Raw genomic sequence first — 18132 nt, 5'->3', positions numbered from 1 at the left:
GACGCTTCCGAGGGCATAAATGCCCTTGTTCAGCGCTCGTGAAAATCGTCGCTCATTACGCACTTTGTTTTTTTTTCCAGCGCGTTAGAATGCGCGCCGAAGGGCGGAGAACGGTATGTGGCAACAGACCTTGATCACGCTGCGGGCAAGGCCTCGTGGTTTCCATCTGGTGACGGACGAGATCGTCGCGGGGCTTCGCGAGTTACGCGAATGCCGCATCGGCCTGCTGCATGTCTGGTTGCAACACACCTCGGCCTCGTTGACCGTCAACGAGAACGCAGATCCGGCGGTACGTCGCGATTTCGAGCGTTTTTTCAGCCGTCTGGTGCCTCAGGGGCGCGACGGCTACGAGCATGACGACGAAGGGCCCGACGATCTGCCTGCGCACTTCAAAGCCAGTCTGCTTGGCTGCCAGCTGACCTTACCGGTTACAAATGGACGGCTGGCGCTGGGCACATGGCAAGGTATTTATCTGGGCGAGCACCGTGATGCAGGCGGTGCGCGTAAAGTCCTCGTCACGCTTCAGGGTGAGGGGCACGACCGCTGAAAATACGCGGTAGTTGAATTTTTTCCGGCTGTCCAAGAAATCAAGCCCGGCTGGGCTATAACTAATCTGCTTTCGCAAGTCATGAGGTAGAACATGAGCGACGACGACATCGAAGAAGGTCTGGAAGACGAGCTGGAAGAAGGGGAGGACGGTGAGGGGCTTGCAGCGGCTTCCGATGAAGATGTAGTGGAGGTCGACGACAGCGCTGAAGTCTCTGCGACTCCGGCCAAAGGCAAGGCCAAGGCCGCCGTCTCCGTTGACGAACTGCCCAGCGTGGAAGCCAAGAACAAAGAGCGTGATGCTCTGGCTCGCGCGATGGAGGAGTTCCTGGCTCGTGGTGGCAAGGTCGTGGAAGTGGAGGCCAACGTGGTCGCCGATCCGCCCAAGAAGCCCGACAACAAGTACGGCAGCCGCCCTATTTAAGGGACTGGTTGTGCGCTTGATGAAAAACCCGCTGTCGCTGCGGGTTTTTTATTGCCTGCGATTCAGGCCGCTGAGGCCAAAGGGCCGGTTTGACGCGCTGGAAGCGCGAATCAACCCCAGCGCGCCAGCACCTCTGGCAACTGCGTCAGGCTACTGATCTCGCCATCCGGCGCTTTTTCAGCTTCCCATACTTTGCCGCCGGGGTTGTACCAGATCGCCCGCATGCCGGCCTGCTGAGCACCGGCGATGTCGTCGCCCGGATGATCGCCGACGTGCACGGCCTGGCGGGCTTCGGCATTGCCGCGTTTCAGCGCTTCAACGAAAGGCGCAGGGTCGGGTTTGCCGATGCCCAGATCTTCGGCGCACAGCGCGAAGGCGAAATAATCAGCCAGGCCGAGGCGGCGGACGTCGGCATTGCCGTTGGTCACGACACCCAGCGTGTAAGACTTGGTCAGGATCTCCAGCGTCGGCACCACTTCAGGGAAGATGTCCAACTGATGCCGCCCGTGAAGGAACACTTCAAAGCTCTGGTCCGCCAGCTCGTGGGCTTCGGCATGGCCATACCCGGCATCTTCAAGGGCGTGAAACAGCACCGTACGGCGTAACGCACTGATCCGGTGTTTGAACGTCGGATCCTCTTCGATGAGTCGCGAGCGGATTTCCCACAGATGCTCGACCGGAACCGGCCCGAGTTTTGGCGCGTTGGCAGCCAGCCAGTCACGCAGCTTGGCTTCGGCACTGACAATCGCCGGTGCGGTTTCCCACAGCGTGTCGTCCAGATCGAAGGTGATCAGCTTAATGCTCATTGTCGGCGTTACCTTTGCGCTTGGCCCGTGGATGGGCGCTGTCGTACACCGTGGCCAGATGCTGGAAATCCAGGTGGGTGTAGATCTGAGTGGTGGCGATGTCGGCGTGGCCCAGCAGTTCCTGCACGGCGCGCAGGTCCTGGGACGACTCCAGCAAGTGACTGGCGAATGAATGGCGAAGCATGTGCGGGTGCAGGTTCTGGCCCAGCTCGCGCTCGCCAGCCGCCTTGACCCGCAGTTGGATCGAACGCGGCCCCAGACGACGGCCTTGTTGGCTGACGAACACCGCATCGTCCTGCGGATTGGCGAGCGCACGCTGCTTGAGCCACTCCTCCAGCGCTTCCCGGGCTTTTCTGCCGACTGGCAAAACCCGGGTTTTGCTGCCTTTGCCGAGGACCTGCACAAGACCGTCCGCCAGATCCAGGTCTGCACAGTTCAGCCCGGTCAACTCGGACAGGCGCAGGCCTGACGAATAGAACAGCTCAAGGATGGCCTGATCACGCCGGGCCAGAAAATCGTCTTCGACCCCGCCTTCAAGCAGTTGCAGGGCGCGGTCGGCGTCGAGGGTTTTCGGCAAGCGCCGCTCGCCCTTGGGCGGTGACAGGCCATTGGCCGGATCGTGATCGCAAAGGCCTTCGCGGTTGAGAAAGTGATAAAAGCCGCGAACGGCTGACAGCAATCTGGCCAGGCTGCGCGAGGACTGACCCTGCTGGTGAAGGCGAGCGACAAGGCCGCGCATGGCCTGAATATCCAGGGCTTTCCAGCTGTCGATGTGCTGCTTTTCGCAGAACGCCAGGACCTTGTTCAGGTCGCGGCGATAGGCTTCAAGCGTATGGCTCGACACTTGGCGCTCACTGCGCAGGTGCGTGCAGTAAGCGTCCAGTTGCCGCTCCATGACTAGCGAACCGACCGCAGCGAATTGGTGAAGCGTGGCAGCAGGCGGCTGAGCACGTCGGCGATGTAACCGAGAAACAGCGTGCCGACCGAGCTTTTGTAATGCTGCGGATCACGGCTGCCGATGGCCAGAACGCCGTGCAGGCCCTGGTGGTTGAGGGCGGCCAGGGCGGTTGAGCCCACTTCCTTGCTTTGCTCGCTGCCGAACAGAAACTCGAGTTCATGCTCACGCAGCGCGCCACACAGGGTCTTGCCGCCGGACATCAGCCCACCGATGGCTTTCTGCGCGTCGGCGGCGCTGACCCAGCGGCCGACGGTCATCGGGTTGTCGCTGAACAGGATAAGGCTGACGAAGGGCACCTGAAACTCTTGGCGCAGGCTGTCTTCCACGCAAATGACGATCTCTTCCAGACTGGTGGCATCCATCAGATCGAGAATCAGCCGGCGGGTTTTTTCAAACAGCCGGTCGTTGTCCCGGGCCACGTCCATCAGTTGCGAAAGCCGGTGACGCATCTCGATGTTGCGCTCGCGCAGCAGTTTGAGCTGGCGCTCGACCAGCGAGACGGTGTCGCCCCGTTGATGCGGAACGCGCATCATCGCCAGCAGCTCGTCGTGCTCGGCGAAGAAATCAGGGTGTTGTTGCAGCCAGGCCGCGACCGCCTCGGCTTCAAGGGCGGGCACCGCGTTCTCGGCAGGGGGCTGGCCGGGCGTGTCGTTTGAAGTCTGAGGCTGGTCGGTCATTGGATACTCTCACTCATAGACGTACTTGGCCTTCGTAAACCCGGACAGCCGGGCCAGTCATCATCACCGGATGGCCGGGGCCTGCCCACTCGATGGACAGGCGTCCGCCCGGCAGGTCGATCAGCATCGGCGAATCCATCCAGCCCTGAGTAATGGCTGCGACCGCTGCCGCGCAGGCCCCGGTGCCGCAGGCCTGGGTTTCCCCGGCGCCACGCTCCCACACCCGCAGTTGCGCGCGCTGACGGTCGACGACGTGGAGAAAGCCCACGTTCACCCGGGCCGGAAAGCGCGGATGGTTCTCGATCTTCGGACCCAGCACATGCACGGGCGCGTTGTTGATGTCGTAGACGCGTAGCACAGCGTGGGGGTTGCCCATGGACACGGCGGCCAGCTCGACGGTCTCGCCATCGACATCAAGCGAATAGGAGGCGGCCTGCTCCGGCGCATCGAACGGGATATCCGCCGGCACCAGACGCGGCGCGCCCATATCCACGCTGATCTGGCCGTCGTTGCGGATGTCCAGCTCGATGATGCCGCTCTTGGTTTCGACGCGGATCTGCTTTTTGGCCGTCAGCCGCTTGTCCAGCACGAACCGGGCGAAGCAGCGCGCACCGTTGCCGCATTGCTCCACTTCGGAGCCGTCGGAATTGAAAATCCGGTAGCGGAAGTCCACGTCCGGGTTATTTGGCGCCTCGACCAGCAGCAGCTGATCGAAACCGATACCGGTGTGGCGATCGCCCCATTGCTTGGCGTGCTTGGGCAAAATGTGCGCGTGTTGGCTTACAAGGTCCAGCACCATGAAATCATTGCCCAGGCCATGCATCTTGGTAAAACGCAGCAGCATGGGATTACTCCGGCAGCAGGCTTTCGCCGGCAAACAGCTCAGTCACGGTTTCACGGCGACGCACTTCGAAGGCTTGCTCGCCATCCACAAGCACCTCGGCCGTACGCCCGCGGGTGTTGTAGTTGGAGCTCATCACGAAGCCATAGGCGCCGGCAGAGTGCACCGCCAGCAGATCGCCTTCAGCCAGTGCGAGTTCGCGCTCCTTGGCAAGGAAATCCCCGGTTTCACAGATAGGGCCGACGATGTCGTAGGTGCGTTTGGCGCCGTCACGGGGCTTGACCGCTGTTACGTCCATCCACGCCTGGTACAGCGCCGGACGGATCAGGTCGTTCATGGCGGCGTCGACGATGGCGAAGTCTTTGTGCTCGGTGTGCTTGAGGTACTCGACGCGGGTCACCAGCACGCCGGCATTGGCGACGATGAAGCGCCCGGGCTCGAACATCAGCGCCAGATCGCGGCCATCGAGGCGTTCACGCACGGCCTTGATGTAATCGCTCGCAAGGGGCGGCTCTTCGTCGCGATAACGCACACCCAGGCCGCCGCCCAGGTCGATATGCTTCAGCAGAATGCCGCAATCGCCCAGCCGGTCGACCAGGTCGAGCAAGCGATCCAGGGCATCAACGAAAGGCGAGAGCGTGGTCAGCTGTGAGCCAATGTGGCAGTCAACGCCGATAACGTCGAGATTCGGCAGCTGCGCGGCGCGGATGTAAACGTCTTCAGCGTCCGCGATGGCGATGCCGAACTTGTTTTCCTTGAGGCCGGTGGAGATGTAGGGGTGGGTGCCGGCGTCGACGTCCGGGTTGACGCGCAACGAAACCGGAGCGCGCACGCCCATTTCGGCGGCGACGACTTGCAGGCGTTCGAGCTCGTCGGTGGATTCGACGTTGAAGCAGTGCACGCCGACTTCCAGCGCTCGGCGCATGTCATCACGGGTCTTGCCGACGCCGGAGAAGACAATCTTGTCGGCCTGACCGCCTGCCGCCAGTACGCGTTCCAGTTCACCACGGGAAACGATGTCGAAACCGGCGCCCAAGCGTGCCAGGACGTTGAGAACGCCCAGGTTGGAGTTCGCTTTGACCGCAAAGCAGACCAGATGCGGCATGCCGCTCAGGGCATCAGCGTAGGCGCGGTACTGCGCCTCGATGTGCGCGCGGGAATAGACGTATGTCGGCGTGCCGAAGCGTTCGGCGATGGCAGACAACGCCACTCCCTCCGCGAACAGCTCACCGTCGCGGTAGTTGAAGGCGTCCATGACTGATTCCTAGTAGGTCGAAGTCTGATGCTTGTGCGAGTGCGACTTGGTCTGGCTGGTGCCGTCGGACGAGTCGTCGTCGGGCAGATACAGTGGACCTTTCTGGCCGCAGGCAGAGACCAGACACGCAACTGCAAGCAGTGCGGCCAGGGAGGAAATCAGGCGCTTCATGGCGAAATCCTTTGTATAAGCATTAATTGCGCCCGAGTATACCGACCACCCGACAGATTGCCTATGCGCTGGAGTTCCCGTCCGGCGGGGGTTTGACGCCGCTGCGCAATTAATCTGTGCAGCGCGCACGGATTTCTGGCGCAGCCTGCGGTAAAGCGACCCGTTCGGTGCCTTGCCGGCCAAAGCGGCTCCCGCAATGGCACTTTGGCGGGTAGGCTTTGCATTTGCCGGGGAGCGACCGTATCGTGCGTCGCTGCGCCATCCGCTGACACTTTTGAGGTTCATGCAATGAGTTTGACCGAAGCCCGTTTTCACGACCTGGTCGATGCCACCCAAGAAAAGCTTCAGGACATTTTCGACGAGAGCGGTCTGGATCTGGACCTTGAGAGTTCCGCCGGTGTGCTGACCGTTAAGTTCGAAAACGGCTCGCAGTTCATTTTCAGCCGTCAGGAGCCGTTGCGTCAGCTGTGGCTGGCGGCTGCGTCGGGTGGTTTTCACTTTGACTACGACGAAGAAGCGAAGCACTGGATCTGCGACAAGAGCGAAGAGCTGTTGAGCGAGATGCTCTATCGCCTGGCGAAGCAGCAGGCCGGCGAAGAGATCGACTTCGATGCCCTCGACGGCAGCGATGGCAACCGCCAGTGACCGTTAACGCAAAGCCGGTCAAACCGCCAAAGCCGCTGTTCAGCAACGTCAGCCCGGCTGTGCCGTCGCCGTGCATCAGCATCTGCCGGCTCGACGAAGACAAAGTCTGCACGGGGTGTCAGCGCCACGTCGAAGACATTCGCGAGTGGCGGGCGGCGACCGACGAGCGCCGGCGCGAGATCGTGCGGCAGGCAGATCAGCGGCGGAGTACCCATTGCGTCGCACGCTGAGTCCTCTGTAGCGAGCCAGCAGCCATCACAGCTCATCCAGCGCGGCATTCAGTGACCGTTCCAGTTCGGCCTTGTAGCGCAGGAACAGGATGGTCTGCCCGCGCGTGTCTCTCAGTATCCCGGACAGGTCCAGGTCGGTGATGTAGCAGCGGTAACGTTGCGGCTCGCGGCGCTGCTCGAGAATCCGCCGCGCCACGACGCTGAATAGCTGGTCCCCATGCTCCAGCTCGGAGAACTCCGTCCCGTCGCAATACAGCGTGACGCTGACTTGACCGGGGGACGCTTCCTCGATGATCGCCTGCACATCAAAAAACGATGGGTCGCTGAGCATCGTTGGCGTCGGGCGATGCTCAACGCGGCGGGCTCGGCCTGATCCATCGGGGGTTAGGCGGTAATACAAAGCCTCCAGCGGCGTTGACTCCAGGGGGTTATCCAGTGGCAGCAACGCCACGCGCCGGTACACCAGCGATTGAAAAAAGCGCTGCAGCGGCACCAGCAGGCTGGAATCAGTGTGATAAGGCACCTGCTGATGCCATAACGCATTGCGCTCATCAAGCACGTACAGGTCGGCGTTCGGCTCGTTGATCCGGTAGAACACCTGGATGCACTCAGGCTGGCCGTACGGGATGAACAGCGACAGGTCCGAGTCGTCCAGTGCCTGGGGGTCCAGATGAATCGGGCTGTAGGCGGAAAGCTCTTCCCCCAGATAACTGAACAGCGCCGGCAGGTGTTCCAGCGTGACATGACTGACTCGGCCGGGGATCATTTCCAGGACGTGATACCGCTGCTCGACCTGGATGAGATAGCGGTGATTCAGGCGCCGGTCCAGCAGCAGTTGCGCGGTGCCGATGAGCTCCTCCACGCGCTGGGCGATGGCCTGCGCGCGGTTGTGGCAAAAGCAGCGCACGCGAATGACAGGCCTGGCGGACTTTTCCGGCAGGCCGTTGAGCAGTTCTGTCAGGCAGTCAAGCAGGGCGTGGGGGCCGTCGAAGCGATTGACCAGCACCTCGTTCCAGCTGTTGAGGGTGATCTGGTCGAAGGTCAACACCAGATTTTCGCGGACACCGGCGTAGCTCAGCGAGTCGGTTCGCTCGGTGGTCATCAGGATGTTCAGGTCTTTGTGGTGCCTGAGCGGGTCGACGCCGACGTTGACCAACAGCAGGATCTCGCGGGGCACACTCGGGCTCAGCAGTACGTCTTCCTCGACCATGGCCAGCGGCAGCGCAATGCTCTGCTGTAACGCGCCTTGCAGATTGAACAGTTCGAATTCGGTCAGATCACTGATGCCAGGGTGCAGCGCCAGGCGTGTACTGCTGTCGATGACGTTGTTGCGATGGCACCACGTAAGGAGCTCCAGCAGTTCGCGGCTGCGCTTGATCGGCGCAAACGTCTCCAACTCATGGGCGCTCAGACTTCCGTTGTACAGGCACCATTGATACCTGCCGGGCTCGCGCTTGTTCGGCCGTTGCGCCAGCGTCAAGGTGTCTTCCGCCAGATCCGGCGCAATGCCCGGATTGAGAAATTCCACTTTGCCGGCTTTGCGTTCAAAGGCTGCGTACAGGCGTCGCCCGAGCACATTCAAGTCGCGCTTGTTGATCGAATTGACGGCCTTTTGCGTCCGCGCGAACTGGGTCAGGAAGCGGTAACTGAAGTTGAGCTCGCCGACCAGTGCGCGGCGCTCGCTGGCGACCTGACGCACTTTCCACTGACTGCGGCTGTCGAGCAGCGCCAACTGGCGCTCGTCCCACTTCCACTCATTGACCAGCCGCTCCAGCAGCAGGCGCTGCCAACTGTTGCTGCGGTGGCGAGTGGACCCGGTAAGTTTCTTGTTCACCTTCAGGTACAAACTGCGGCGCACCAGCTCCAGCCGCTCGGGTTCGCCCCTCGCGAGCAGATATTCCTCGATGCGCCGGTACACCATCACGTAGGGGTCCAGCTCGTCGAGATCGGCGCAGTTGGCAAACACGGCTTTTTTTAAGCGCATGCTCAGGCACTGCACCTGCGGGTGTTCGCTGGCGTAAACCTCGGTGAGCAGCAGCTTGAGCACGGATTTGTAGGGTGATTCGATGCCTTTGAACAGCTGCCACAGCCCTGCGCCGATGAATTCGCCCGGCGGGATGCGCGACATATTGCCGAGGTCCAACACCTCGTCAGCGCGAATAAAGCGTTTCGACAGCAGGGTATGGGTGTATTCGGCGTAGCGTGTTTCCTCATAGACCGGCACCAGCCACCACATCGGGGTGCGCCCGGCCATCCAGATGGCGGTGCGATAAAACTCGTCGAGCAGCAAGTAATGCTGCGTCGTGCCGCAGTCTTCGCCACTCAGCTGTGCGTCGCGCTCGCCGACGACAAAACGCTCCGGATCGACGAGAAAGAAATGCGCCTCGGCACCCATGCTCGCCGCCCAGCTTTCCAGGGACTGGCACTTCTTGCGCAGTTCCTGCATGTCGTCTGCAGACAGCAGCGGGTCGTGGCAGATCCACACGTCCATGTCGCTCTGGTCGGCCTGGGCGAGGGTGCCAAGGCTGCCCATCAGGAAGATGCCGTGAATCGGCTGCGGTGGATTGACTCGGCGTGGTTTGTAGGAGAACGACCGCGTCAGCCGTTGCGCTTCCGCAAGGGCCTGGGCGTCAGGCTCGTAATGGGAAACGCCAGCAGGGGTCGAGCCCGACACATAGCCTGGCAACAGAGGATGATTGACGTGGAAAAACAGCGGCAGCAGCGAAAGCACGCTTTGCTGGCGCGTCGACAGGCCTTCGTAGGCGCGCGCCAGTCGACTCTCGCTCAGGGCCAGGAAGCGGCTGCGTAACTGAGCGAGGACCTTGCGATCAATGCCCTCATCCAGATCCGGGCGAATTTCGGAACTACGCGTCATCGCGACTCGAAGCCGGCGGGCGGCACTGCATGGAGTGAAGGTGTAGCGATAATCAAGACCGCAGGCGTCGGGCCTGCGTGGCTCGACTGAACGTCTTTTTTATGGCGCCATTATTTTATCGGCGCAGCATCGTTGAAATGGAGGATTCGCGAAACCTTTATTTGATGCGTCCAGGCAAAGGTTTCGCGAGGACGACGTCAGGCAGCTTCCTGGCTGGTGGCAAGAATGAGCAGCAGCGATTGAGCGTGGTCGGCGGCATCAAGACCCAGGCTGGTCAAATAGCCTCCGTCGTGTTGCGTGGTGAGGCCTTTGTCGAAGAGTCGTTGGGCGGCAGCGATGGCTGTGGGAGCCGCGGAATGGTGGTGGACCTTCAGTCCCTCTTTAGTGTTGCTCAGATTGAACAGCGACAGGATTTCCAGCTCGGCAACCAATTCAGGGGTAAACGACATAGGTGCTCCAGACTTTTCCAGTGGATACACCGCGATCGGAATCGCAGGCGTGACGGCCCCATCGCCATGCGGCAGCGAGGCTTTTGGAGTGTAGTCAGGTCTGGGGATTTTGCAGAAAGTATCTGGCCGGTCGTCAGGTCGGTTGAGCGACCGGCATGTTGGGCGGGTTTTACTCGTCTTCCGCCAGTCGCACGCCCGGCGGCATGTCGGGCAGTGCGCGCAGGGCCGCTTCGTACCAGACGGTATTGAACGGACGATCTTCGGCCAGGATCCCGTCGATCTCCAGCGCCAGAATGTGGGCCATCATCTGCAGAATTTCTTCACGCTCGATGCCCACCAGAGTCAGCTTGTTGTAGGTGGCTTTGGCCGCTGGGGGGTTGTCGCTCTCGATCTGATTTTCGATGGCTTCAATCAGCGTCGCTTCAGCGAACTCTTCGTCGTCGATTTCAATGTTGTCGCTCATGTCGTTCTCGATGTCCTGCCAATTGAATGGCATCGCCGGCACCGGGCGACGCCGTTTATGGGTTTAGCGGGTGGCGAGCAAATGCCGGCCGCGCGCAACCGCGGCCTTGACCTGCTCTGGCGCCGTGCCGCCGATGTGGTTGCGGGCATTGACCGAACCTTCGAGCGTCAGCACTGCGAAGACATCCTGTTCGATCTGGTCGCTGAACTGACGCAGCTCGTCCAGGGTCATCTCGGCCAGATCCTTGCCGGTCTCAACGCCATGCTTTACCGCGTGACCCACGATCTCGTGGCAATCACGGAACGGCAGGCCACGGCGGACCAGATAGTCGGCCAGGTCGGTTGCCGTGGAGAAGCCACGCAGCGCGGCCTCGCGCATCATGGCGTGCTTGGGCTTGATCGCCGGGATCATGTCGGCGAAGGCACGCAGCGAGTCGCGCAAGGTGTCGGCAGCGTCGAACAGCGGCTCCTTGTCTTCCTGATTGTCCTTGTTGTAGGCCAGCGGCTGGCCCTTCATCAAGGTCAGCAGGCCCATCAGAGCGCCGAATACGCGGCCGCTTTTGCCACGGACCAGCTCGGGCACATCCGGGTTTTTCTTTTGCGGCATGATCGAGCTGCCGGTGCAAAAGCGATCAGGCAGGTCGATGAACTGGAATTGCGCGCTGGTCCACAGCACCAGCTCTTCGGAGAAGCGCGACAGGTGCATCATCGCGATACTCGCGGCGGAGCAGAATTCGATGGCGAAGTCGCGATCGGAGACGCTGTCCAGCGAGTTGCCGCCGACGGCTTCGAAACCCAGCAGCTGGCAGGTCAGCTCGCGGTCGATCGGGTACGTGGTGCCGGCCAGCGCGGCGCTGCCCAGGGGCATGCGGTTGGTGCGTTTGCGGCAATCCACCAGACGCTCGAAATCACGGCTGAGCATTTCGAACCACGCCAGCATGTGGTGACCGAAGGTCACCGGTTGGGCGGTCTGCAGGTGAGTGAAGCCCGGCATGATGGTCTCGGCTTCGCGCTCGGCCAGGCCCAGCAGGCCTTCTTGCAAGCGGGTGATCTCGGCCAGAATCAGGTCGATTTCATCGCGCAACCACAGGCGGATGTCAGTGGCGACCTGATCGTTGCGGCTGCGCCCGGTGTGCAGTTTTTTACCGGTGACGCCGATGCGGTCGGTCAGGCGCGCTTCGATATTCATGTGCACGTCTTCGAGGTCCACGCGCCAGTCGAACGTGCCGGCTTCGATCTCGCCCTGAATGCTCTTCAGCCCGTCGATGATGGTGTCGCGCTCGGCGTCGGTGAGCACACCGACCTTGGCCAGCATCGTGGCGTGGGCAACCGAGCCCATGATGTCGTGGCGATAAAGGCGCTGATCGAAGGTGACGGAGGCGGTGAAGCGTGCGACGAAGGCGTCGACGGGTTCACTGAAGCGGCCGCCCCAGGACTGGTTGGTCTTGTCGGTGCTCATGATTCGCTCGCTGCTGTACTGGTGGCTGAAACTGATGAAAAACCGGCGCCGGCCGATTCTAAAGACGCGGGCGATGATAACAGCATTGCCGTTTATTTATCCCCGGCGGCTTGCCCGCAACGGTATGAGCGAAGAGACTGGCGGCCATGCAGAACGAGCGCAAACAACCGGGGCAGAGCAGTGCGCCCGGCAAAGAGTTTTTCCTCCCGGAACTGTGTCTGCCCCAGGCGTTGCTGATGCTGGTCGTGCTGGCGGAGTTGCTGGTCTTCGTGCTTGTGCTCATCGAACCCATGCAGCCGGATTTCGACTGGGTACGGCTGGCGCTGATTTCTCTTTTCGTGCAGTGGATCGTGCTGTTGTCCGCCGCGCTGCTGTGTGGCTTGCGCCCCTGGCTGGCACGCCTGCGTGCCGGGATGGCCGGCTGCATCGGCTGTCTGCTGGTGGTGGCGGTGACGCTGATGTGCACCGCCGTGACTGACTACTACCAGGTGAATCCGCCGACCTCGTTCGATGGTGTCGTCGAACGGTACCTGCGCTACGCCTTGATCGCCTTGATCATGTCCGCGCTGATGCTGCGGTACTTTTACCTGCAGAGTCAGTGGCGCAAACAGCAGCAGGCCGAGCTTCAGGCCAGGATCGAGTCCTTGCAGGCGCGTATCCGTCCGCACTTTCTGTTTAATACGCTCAACAGCATTGCCAGCCTGGTCACCAGCGATCCGGTCAAAGCGGAGCAAGCGGTGCTTGATCTGTCCGACCTGTTTCGGGCCAGTCTGGGCAAGCCCGGCAGCCTCACGACATGGCGCGAAGAGCTTGAATTGGCGAAACGCTATTTATCGATTGAGCAATATCGACTTGGCGAGCGTCTACAGTTGGACTGGGCCGTTAGTGCAATTCCCGACGACTTGCCAATTCCCCAGCTAACCTTGCAGCCATTATTGGAAAACGCGTTGATTTACGGCATCGCGCCCCGTGTTGAAGGCGGCGTGGTCAGAGTTGAGGCGGACTACGAACGGGGAGTATTTATATTGCGCGTCAGTAATCCTTACGATGAGGTCGTCTTACGACAAAATCCAGGCGGCACTCAGCAGGCCCTGGCAAACATCGGCGCTCGACTCACGGCACTTTTCGGCCCCCTCGCCAGTCTGAGCGTGGAGCGCCGAGACGGTCGTCACTTCACCTGTCTACGCTATCCTTGTGCGAGACTCACGCAGGAAGCCAGAGCTATATGAATGTCCTGATCGTTGATGACGAACCCCTAGCCCGAGACCGCCTGAGCCGTATGGTAAGTGAGCTCGAGGGTTACAAGGTTCTGGAACCCAGCGCCACAAATGGCGAAGAAGCATTGCAGCTGATTGAAAATTTGAAACCCGACGTGGTGTTGCTGGATATCCGCATGCCTGGCCTGGATGGACTTCAGGTGGCGGCAAAATTGTGCGAGCGCGACACCCCGCCTGCCGTCGTGTTCTGCACGGCCCACGATGAATTTGCGCTGGAGGCCTTCCAGGTTAGCGCCGTGGGGTATCTGGTCAAACCGGTTCGCCCCGAGCACTTGCTGGAGGCGCTGCGCAAAGCCGAGCGGCCAAACCGTGTGCAACTGGCAGCGATGACGCGGCCTGCTGCGGAAAGCGGCACTGGTCCGCGCAGCCACATCAGTGCACGTACCCGAAAGGGCATTGAGCTGATCCCGTTGTCCGAGGTGATCTATTTCATCGCTGATCACAAGTACGTGACCCTGCGCCACGAAGGCGGCGAAGTGCTGCTGGATGAACCGCTTAAAGCCCTGGAAGACGAATTCGGCGACCGTTTCGTACGCATCCACCGCAACGCGCTGGTTGCCCGGGAACGCATTGAGCGCCTGCAGCGCACGCCGCTGGGCCATTTTCAGTTGTTCCTGAAAGGGCTCAATGGCGATGCGTTGATCGTCAGCCGCCGGCACGTTGCCGGTGTGCGCAAGATGATGCAGCAGTTGTAAGCGTGTGCCGCGAGGAGCATGCCGGGATGCGGGCGACACGCCGTCGCATGGCGTACGCAGGTTGATTGAGATCATGATGCGCGCAGATTGAATACAGTCATTCGGCCCGATCTGGCCGAGCTGTTATTATTCGCCGCATTCACTCAGTACGGACCGGTTCATGTCTTCTCGCGAAATCCGCATCGCCACCCGCAAAAGCGCCCTGGCCCTCTGGCAAGCCGAGTACGTCAAGGCGCGTCTGGAGCAGGCGCATCCCGGCCTGATCGTGACACTGGTGCCGATGGTCAGTCGCGGCGACAAGCTACTGGATTCGCCGCTGTCGAAGATCGGCGGCAAGGGTTTGTTCGTCAAGGAACTGGAAACAGCCCTGATGGAGCACAGAGCCGACATAGCCGTTCACTCGATGAAAGACGTCCCGATGGACTTCCCCCAAGGGCTCGGGCTGTTCTGTATCTGCGAACGCGAAGACCCGCGCGACGCCTTCGTTTCCAATACCTATGCCAGTCTCGATGAGTTGCCCGCCGGCGCCGTTGTCGGGACGTCGAGCCTGCGTCGGCAGGCTCAGTTGCTGGCGCGTCGGCCTGACTTGCAAATCCGGTTTCTGCGCGGCAACGTCAATACACGCCTCGCCAAGCTGGATGCAGGTGAGTACGACGCGATCATCCTTGCCGCTGCTGGCCTGATCCGCCTGGGTTTCGAAGAGCGCATTACGGCCCCCATCAGCATCGACCACAGCTTGCCAGCTGGCGGGCAGGGCGCGGTGGGCATTGAATGCCGCAGCGTCGATATCGAAGTGCATGCCTTGCTTGCCCCGTTGCACCATGATGACACCGCCGTGCGGGTCACCGCCGAGCGCGCGCTCAACAAGCACCTCAACGGTGGTTGCCAGGTGCCGATCGCCTGTTATGCCGTGCTGGAAGGCGAGCAACTGTGGTTGCGCGGTCTGGTAGGCGATCCCTCCGGCACAGTGCTGCTCCACGCCGAAGCGCGCGCGCCACAAGTCGATGCCCAGACGCTGGGCGTACAAGTCGCCGAAGCGCTGCTGGACCAAGGCGCGGCGAAGATTCTCAAAGCTGTGTATGGCGAGGCAGACGACGAGTGAAGGCCTGGCGTTTGCTGCTCACGCGTCCTGCTGAAGAGTCGCAGGCCCTCGCGCAGACGCTGGCTGAGGTCGGCGTGTACGGCGCCAGCCTGCCGTTGCTCGAGATCGAGCCTCTGCCAGTTTCAGAAGCCAACCGTTCAATCATCTACGACCTGGCTGCGTATTGCGCCGTTATCGTCGTCAGCAAGCCGGCCGCGCGCCTTGGGCTGGCGATGCTTGACGAAGTCTGGCCGCAGCCGCCGATGCAGAAGTGGTTCACCGTCGGCGCTGCAACCGCGCAAATCCTCGATGACTATGGTCTGCACGTGTTCTTCCCCGAGCACGGCGACGACAGCGAAGCGCTACTCGACCTGCCGCAGTTTCAACAAGCTGTCTCGGGCTACGACCCCAAAGTGCTGATCATGCGCGGCGAAGAAGGGCGCGAGCTGTTGGCCGAGCGGTTGCGGGAGCGTGGTGTGATGGTTGATTACCTGCCGCTGTATCGTCGCCACCTGCCGCAATACCCGGCTTTCGTGCTGCCCGACACGGTTAGAGCGGAACGCTTGAATGGGCTGGTGGTCAGCAGTGGACAGGGTTTCGAGCATCTGCGTGAGCTGGCGGGCGATGCCTGGCCTACGCTTGCGCAGATGCCTTTGTTTGTACCGAGCCCCCGGGTCGCTGAAATGGCGCGTGCTGCCGGGGCTCTTGACGTAGTGGACTGCCGTGGCGCCAGCGCCCCGGCCTTGCTGGCAGCATTGCGCGGATACACCGCGCCTGCCTCACAGGCGTAATGGTCGATCAGTCGGATTACGCGACGCCCAAAATGCAAAGGATGGACACGTGAGCGAAACAGTCTTGCCAAAAGATGACGTTGAACCGGTACTGGCCAAACCTGAGCCGCTGCCGGATCCAGCGTACAAAGAACCGTCGAATCGCCGAAGCAGCAACGGGCTCGCCATACTGGCGCTGTTGCTGGGCGCAGCGGGTGTTGCCGTTGGCGGCTGGAGCGTTTGGCAACTGCGCGCCATGCAGGCCGGTCACCAGGAGCAGTTGGGGCAGTTGCAGGACATCGGCTCTCAGACTCAAGCCCTCAAGCAGAGCGAACAGCAAATCGCCGTACGCCTGGCACAACTGCCACCGGCTGAAGAGCTGGAAGATCGCCGTCGCCTCGTCACGCAGTTGCAGGGTGATCAGCAGCGCCTGAGCCAGCGTGTAGAAACTGTACTCGGTGCCAGCCGCAAGGACTGGCGTCTTGCCGAGGCGGAGCATTTGCTGCGCCTGGCGAGCCTGAGGCTCTCTGCGCTGCAAGACGTCAACAGTGCTGCGGCGCTGGTGCAGGGCGCTGACGAGATCCTGCGCGAGCAGGATGATCCCGGCGCATTCGCCGCCCGCGAGCAATTGGCCAAAAGCCTGACTGCGCTGCGCAGCGTCGATCAACCGGATCGCACGGGTTTGTTCCTGCAACTAGCGGCAGTGCGTGAGCAAGTCGCGCAGCTGAATGAGCTGGCGCCGGAATACAAGGACAAGGGCGACTCGCTGTTCGGTTTGACCGATGGCAGCGAGGACAGCTACTGGGCCAAGTGGTGGGACAAGATCTCCCAGTTCGTGCGCATCGATTTTCATGCGGACAAAAATATCCGGCCGTTGCTGGCAGGTCAGAGCCTGACCCAAGTCCGTCTGGCATTGAGCCTGGCGATCGAGCAGGCGCAATGGGCGGCGCTCAACGGTCAGGGCCCGGTCTACGAAAAAGCCATGGCCGAGGCGCGCAGCGTCCTGGACGACAATTTCAATCGCGACAACCAGCAGAGCAAAGCCCTCGGCCAGCGTCTGGATGAGTTGGGCAAACAGCCGGTTTCAGTCGCCACCCCTGATCTGACACAAAGTCTGGCTGCGGTTCAGGCCTACCTCGAGCAGCGCCATACGCCTGTTGGCGGTGCGCTGGAGAAACGCACTGATGAGGCGCAGCCTGGGAAGCAGCCATGAAGCGCGCTTACGTCATCCTCTTCGTGTTGGTTGTGGCGGCGGCGCTGATAGGCGTCGCGATCTCCCGCCATGCGGGCTACGTGCTTATTTCCTACGACACTTTCCGCTACGAATCGAGCATCTGGGCAGCGCTGGCGTTGCTCGTCGCCGTCCTGTTCATTCTGTGGCTGGTGCGAGTCGTCATTACGTTGCTGACGACCTCCGGCGGGGTGGTCAACCCCTGGTCCCGTCGCAATCGCAGTCGTCGCGTTCAGAACGCGATCGAGCAAGGTCAGATGGACCTCGCCGAAGGGCGCTGGGCCAGCGCGCAACGCAACTTGCATCGTGCCGCCGAGGCGGAGCGTCAGCCACTGCTGTATTACCTCGGCGCCGCTCGGGCAGCGAACGAGCAGGGTCGTTACGAGGAAAGCGACAACTTGCTTGAGCGCGCGCTTGAGCGTCAGCCGCCTGCCGAGCTCGCCATTGCCTTGAGCCACGCGCAACTGCAGGTGGACCGCGGTGATCTCGACGGAGCGTTGGTGACCTTGCAGGCTATGCAAGAACGCCATCCGCATAACCCGCAGGTATTGCGCCAGTTGCAGCGTCTGTACCGCGAACGCGGTGAGTGGGCAGAGTTGATTCGGCTGATGCCGGAGTTGCGAAAAGACAAGGTGCTTCCGGCGCAAGCACTGGCTGAATTGGAGCGACGCGCCTGGGGTGAAAATCTCTCGCTGGCGGCCCATCGTGAATCCGACGGTGATAACGTCGCCACGGGTCTCCCGTCGCTGGAAAACGCCTGGCAGCAACTGACTTCGGCTCAGCGCCAAGAGCCCGCGCTGGTATTGGCGTACGCCGAACAACTGCGTCGTCTGGGCGCCGATGTGCAGGCTGAGGAAGTCTTGCGCACGGCCATGAAACGCGACTACAACACCCACCTCGCGCGGTTGTATGGACTGGTGCGTGGCGCCGATCCTGGCAAGCAACTGCAGACCGCTGAAGGCTGGCTGAAAAGCCATACTGATGATCCAGGCTTGCTGTTGACCCTGGGCCGTCTGTGCCTTCAAAGCAGTTTGTGGGGTAAAGCCCGCGACTATCTCGAGTCGAGTCTGAGGTTGCAGCGAAACCCTGAAGCCTGTGCCGAACTGGCCCGTCTGCTTGCGCAGCTGGGCGAGACCGATCGCAGCAATCAGCTGTTTCAGGAAGGCCTGGGTCTGCTGGACGAGCGTTTGCTCGCACGTCCTTTGCCAGCACTGACACGCGTTTAGACTGAAGTCAGACGTTAACGTGAAGAGGCCCGATAGCGGGCCTCTTCTGCGTCT

Annotated in this window: 20 protein-coding genes; 10 read left to right on the top strand and 10 right to left on the bottom strand. The window is 61.4% G+C overall.

All coding sequences use genetic code 11. The features are described from left to right. The first annotated feature begins 115 nt into the window (after positions 1-115). Both M1E04_RS23885 and M1E04_RS23880 read left to right on the top strand, forming a co-directional pair. A complete protein-coding gene (locus M1E04_RS23885) occupies positions 116-547 on the top strand; it encodes a secondary thiamine-phosphate synthase enzyme YjbQ (RefSeq protein WP_065987504.1) in 432 nt (143 codons plus the stop codon). Between the two features lie 93 nt (positions 548-640). Continuing rightward, the gene (locus M1E04_RS23880; protein WP_065987503.1) at positions 641-970 is read left to right on the top strand and encodes a hypothetical protein; all 330 of its coding nucleotides are present in this window, start codon (positions 641-643) and stop codon (positions 968-970) included. A gap of 110 nt (positions 971-1080) precedes the next feature. Here M1E04_RS23880 and M1E04_RS23875 read toward each other — a convergent pair whose 3' ends face one another. Genes M1E04_RS23875 through lptM form a run of 6 tightly spaced genes read right to left on the bottom strand, consistent with a single transcriptional unit; the run spans position 1081 to position 5678 of the window. Then, complete coding sequence (locus M1E04_RS23875) at positions 1081-1776, bottom strand: HAD family hydrolase (protein ID WP_192130680.1); 696 nt, start codon at positions 1774-1776, stop codon at positions 1081-1083. Further along, positions 1766-2671 (bottom strand): tyrosine recombinase XerC, encoded by a 906-nt coding sequence (gene xerC / locus M1E04_RS23870; protein WP_065987501.1) that lies wholly within the window; start codon positions 2669-2671, stop codon positions 1766-1768. The genes M1E04_RS23875 and xerC overlap by 11 nt, the downstream gene beginning before the upstream one ends. Before the next feature lie 2 nt (positions 2672-2673). Beyond that, on the bottom strand, positions 2674-3411 hold the full coding sequence (locus tag M1E04_RS23865; RefSeq protein WP_192130681.1) for a DUF484 family protein: 738 nt from the start codon (positions 3409-3411) through the stop codon (positions 2674-2676). 13 nt (positions 3412-3424) lie between these two features. Further along, complete coding sequence (gene dapF / locus M1E04_RS23860) at positions 3425-4255, bottom strand: diaminopimelate epimerase (protein ID WP_410935060.1); 831 nt, start codon at positions 4253-4255, stop codon at positions 3425-3427. 4 nt (positions 4256-4259) lie between these two features. Next, positions 4260-5507 (bottom strand): diaminopimelate decarboxylase, encoded by a 1248-nt coding sequence (lysA, locus tag M1E04_RS23855; protein WP_410935059.1) that lies wholly within the window; start codon positions 5505-5507, stop codon positions 4260-4262. 9 nt (positions 5508-5516) lie between these two features. Next, entirely contained in the window at positions 5517-5678 is a 162-nt protein-coding gene (gene lptM, locus M1E04_RS23850) for an LPS translocon maturation chaperone LptM (protein ID WP_083233039.1), read from the bottom strand. A gap of 288 nt (positions 5679-5966) precedes the next feature. On the opposite strand from lptM, the gene cyaY reads away from it, so the two are divergent. Both cyaY and M1E04_RS23840 read left to right on the top strand, forming a co-directional pair. Further along, positions 5967-6323: an iron donor protein CyaY gene (cyaY, locus tag M1E04_RS23845; RefSeq protein ID WP_122534132.1), complete on the top strand. Its 357-nt coding sequence runs from the start codon at positions 5967-5969 to the stop codon at positions 6321-6323. After that, the gene (locus M1E04_RS23840; RefSeq protein WP_456292151.1) at positions 6320-6553 is read left to right on the top strand and encodes a DUF1289 domain-containing protein; all 234 of its coding nucleotides are present in this window, start codon (positions 6320-6322) and stop codon (positions 6551-6553) included. The genes cyaY and M1E04_RS23840 overlap by 4 nt, the downstream gene beginning before the upstream one ends. A gap of 25 nt (positions 6554-6578) precedes the next feature. Here M1E04_RS23840 and M1E04_RS23835 read toward each other — a convergent pair whose 3' ends face one another. The 4 genes from M1E04_RS23835 to argH form a co-directional block, all read right to left on the bottom strand. Continuing rightward, on the bottom strand, positions 6579-9428 hold the full coding sequence (locus M1E04_RS23835) for a class I adenylate cyclase (RefSeq protein ID WP_192130684.1): 2850 nt from the start codon (positions 9426-9428) through the stop codon (positions 6579-6581). A 197-nt stretch (positions 9429-9625) separates the two neighbouring features. Continuing rightward, positions 9626-9877 (bottom strand): TIGR02647 family protein, encoded by a 252-nt coding sequence (locus M1E04_RS23830; protein WP_065987495.1) that lies wholly within the window; start codon positions 9875-9877, stop codon positions 9626-9628. Positions 9878-10046: 169 nt separating this feature from the next. Further along, positions 10047-10340 (bottom strand): hypothetical protein, encoded by a 294-nt coding sequence (locus M1E04_RS23825; RefSeq protein ID WP_065987520.1) that lies wholly within the window; start codon positions 10338-10340, stop codon positions 10047-10049. A gap of 63 nt (positions 10341-10403) precedes the next feature. Then, on the bottom strand, positions 10404-11798 hold the full coding sequence (argH, locus tag M1E04_RS23820) for an argininosuccinate lyase (protein WP_456292150.1): 1395 nt from the start codon (positions 11796-11798) through the stop codon (positions 10404-10406). A 146-nt stretch (positions 11799-11944) separates the two neighbouring features. Here argH and M1E04_RS23815 point away from each other — a divergent pair, with 146 nt between their 5' ends. The 6 genes from M1E04_RS23815 (at position 11945) to M1E04_RS23790 (ending at position 18078) form a co-directional block, all read left to right on the top strand. Further along, entirely contained in the window at positions 11945-13027 is a 1083-nt protein-coding gene (locus M1E04_RS23815; RefSeq protein WP_296305930.1) for a sensor histidine kinase, read from the top strand. Further along, on the top strand, positions 13024-13770 hold the full coding sequence (locus tag M1E04_RS23810) for a LytR/AlgR family response regulator transcription factor (RefSeq protein WP_065987492.1): 747 nt from the start codon (positions 13024-13026) through the stop codon (positions 13768-13770). The genes M1E04_RS23815 and M1E04_RS23810 overlap by 4 nt, the downstream gene beginning before the upstream one ends. A gap of 160 nt (positions 13771-13930) precedes the next feature. Then, positions 13931-14872 (top strand): hydroxymethylbilane synthase, encoded by a 942-nt coding sequence (gene hemC, locus M1E04_RS23805; RefSeq protein ID WP_065987491.1) that lies wholly within the window; start codon positions 13931-13933, stop codon positions 14870-14872. Next, the gene (locus tag M1E04_RS23800; protein WP_065987490.1) at positions 14869-15642 is read left to right on the top strand and encodes a uroporphyrinogen-III synthase; all 774 of its coding nucleotides are present in this window, start codon (positions 14869-14871) and stop codon (positions 15640-15642) included. The genes hemC and M1E04_RS23800 overlap by 4 nt, the downstream gene beginning before the upstream one ends. Positions 15643-15691: 49 nt before the next feature. Next, positions 15692-16834 (top strand): uroporphyrinogen-III C-methyltransferase, encoded by a 1143-nt coding sequence (locus tag M1E04_RS23795; RefSeq protein WP_192130686.1) that lies wholly within the window; start codon positions 15692-15694, stop codon positions 16832-16834. Then, complete coding sequence (locus M1E04_RS23790) at positions 16831-18078, top strand: heme biosynthesis HemY N-terminal domain-containing protein (RefSeq protein ID WP_456292149.1); 1248 nt, start codon at positions 16831-16833, stop codon at positions 18076-18078. Before M1E04_RS23795 ends, M1E04_RS23790 begins: the two co-directional genes overlap by 4 nt. Positions 18079-18132 lie beyond the last annotated feature (54 nt).

Source organism: Pseudomonas sp. AK106 (assembly GCF_053903055.1).
This window is presented reverse-complemented; position numbering and strand designations above follow the sequence as displayed.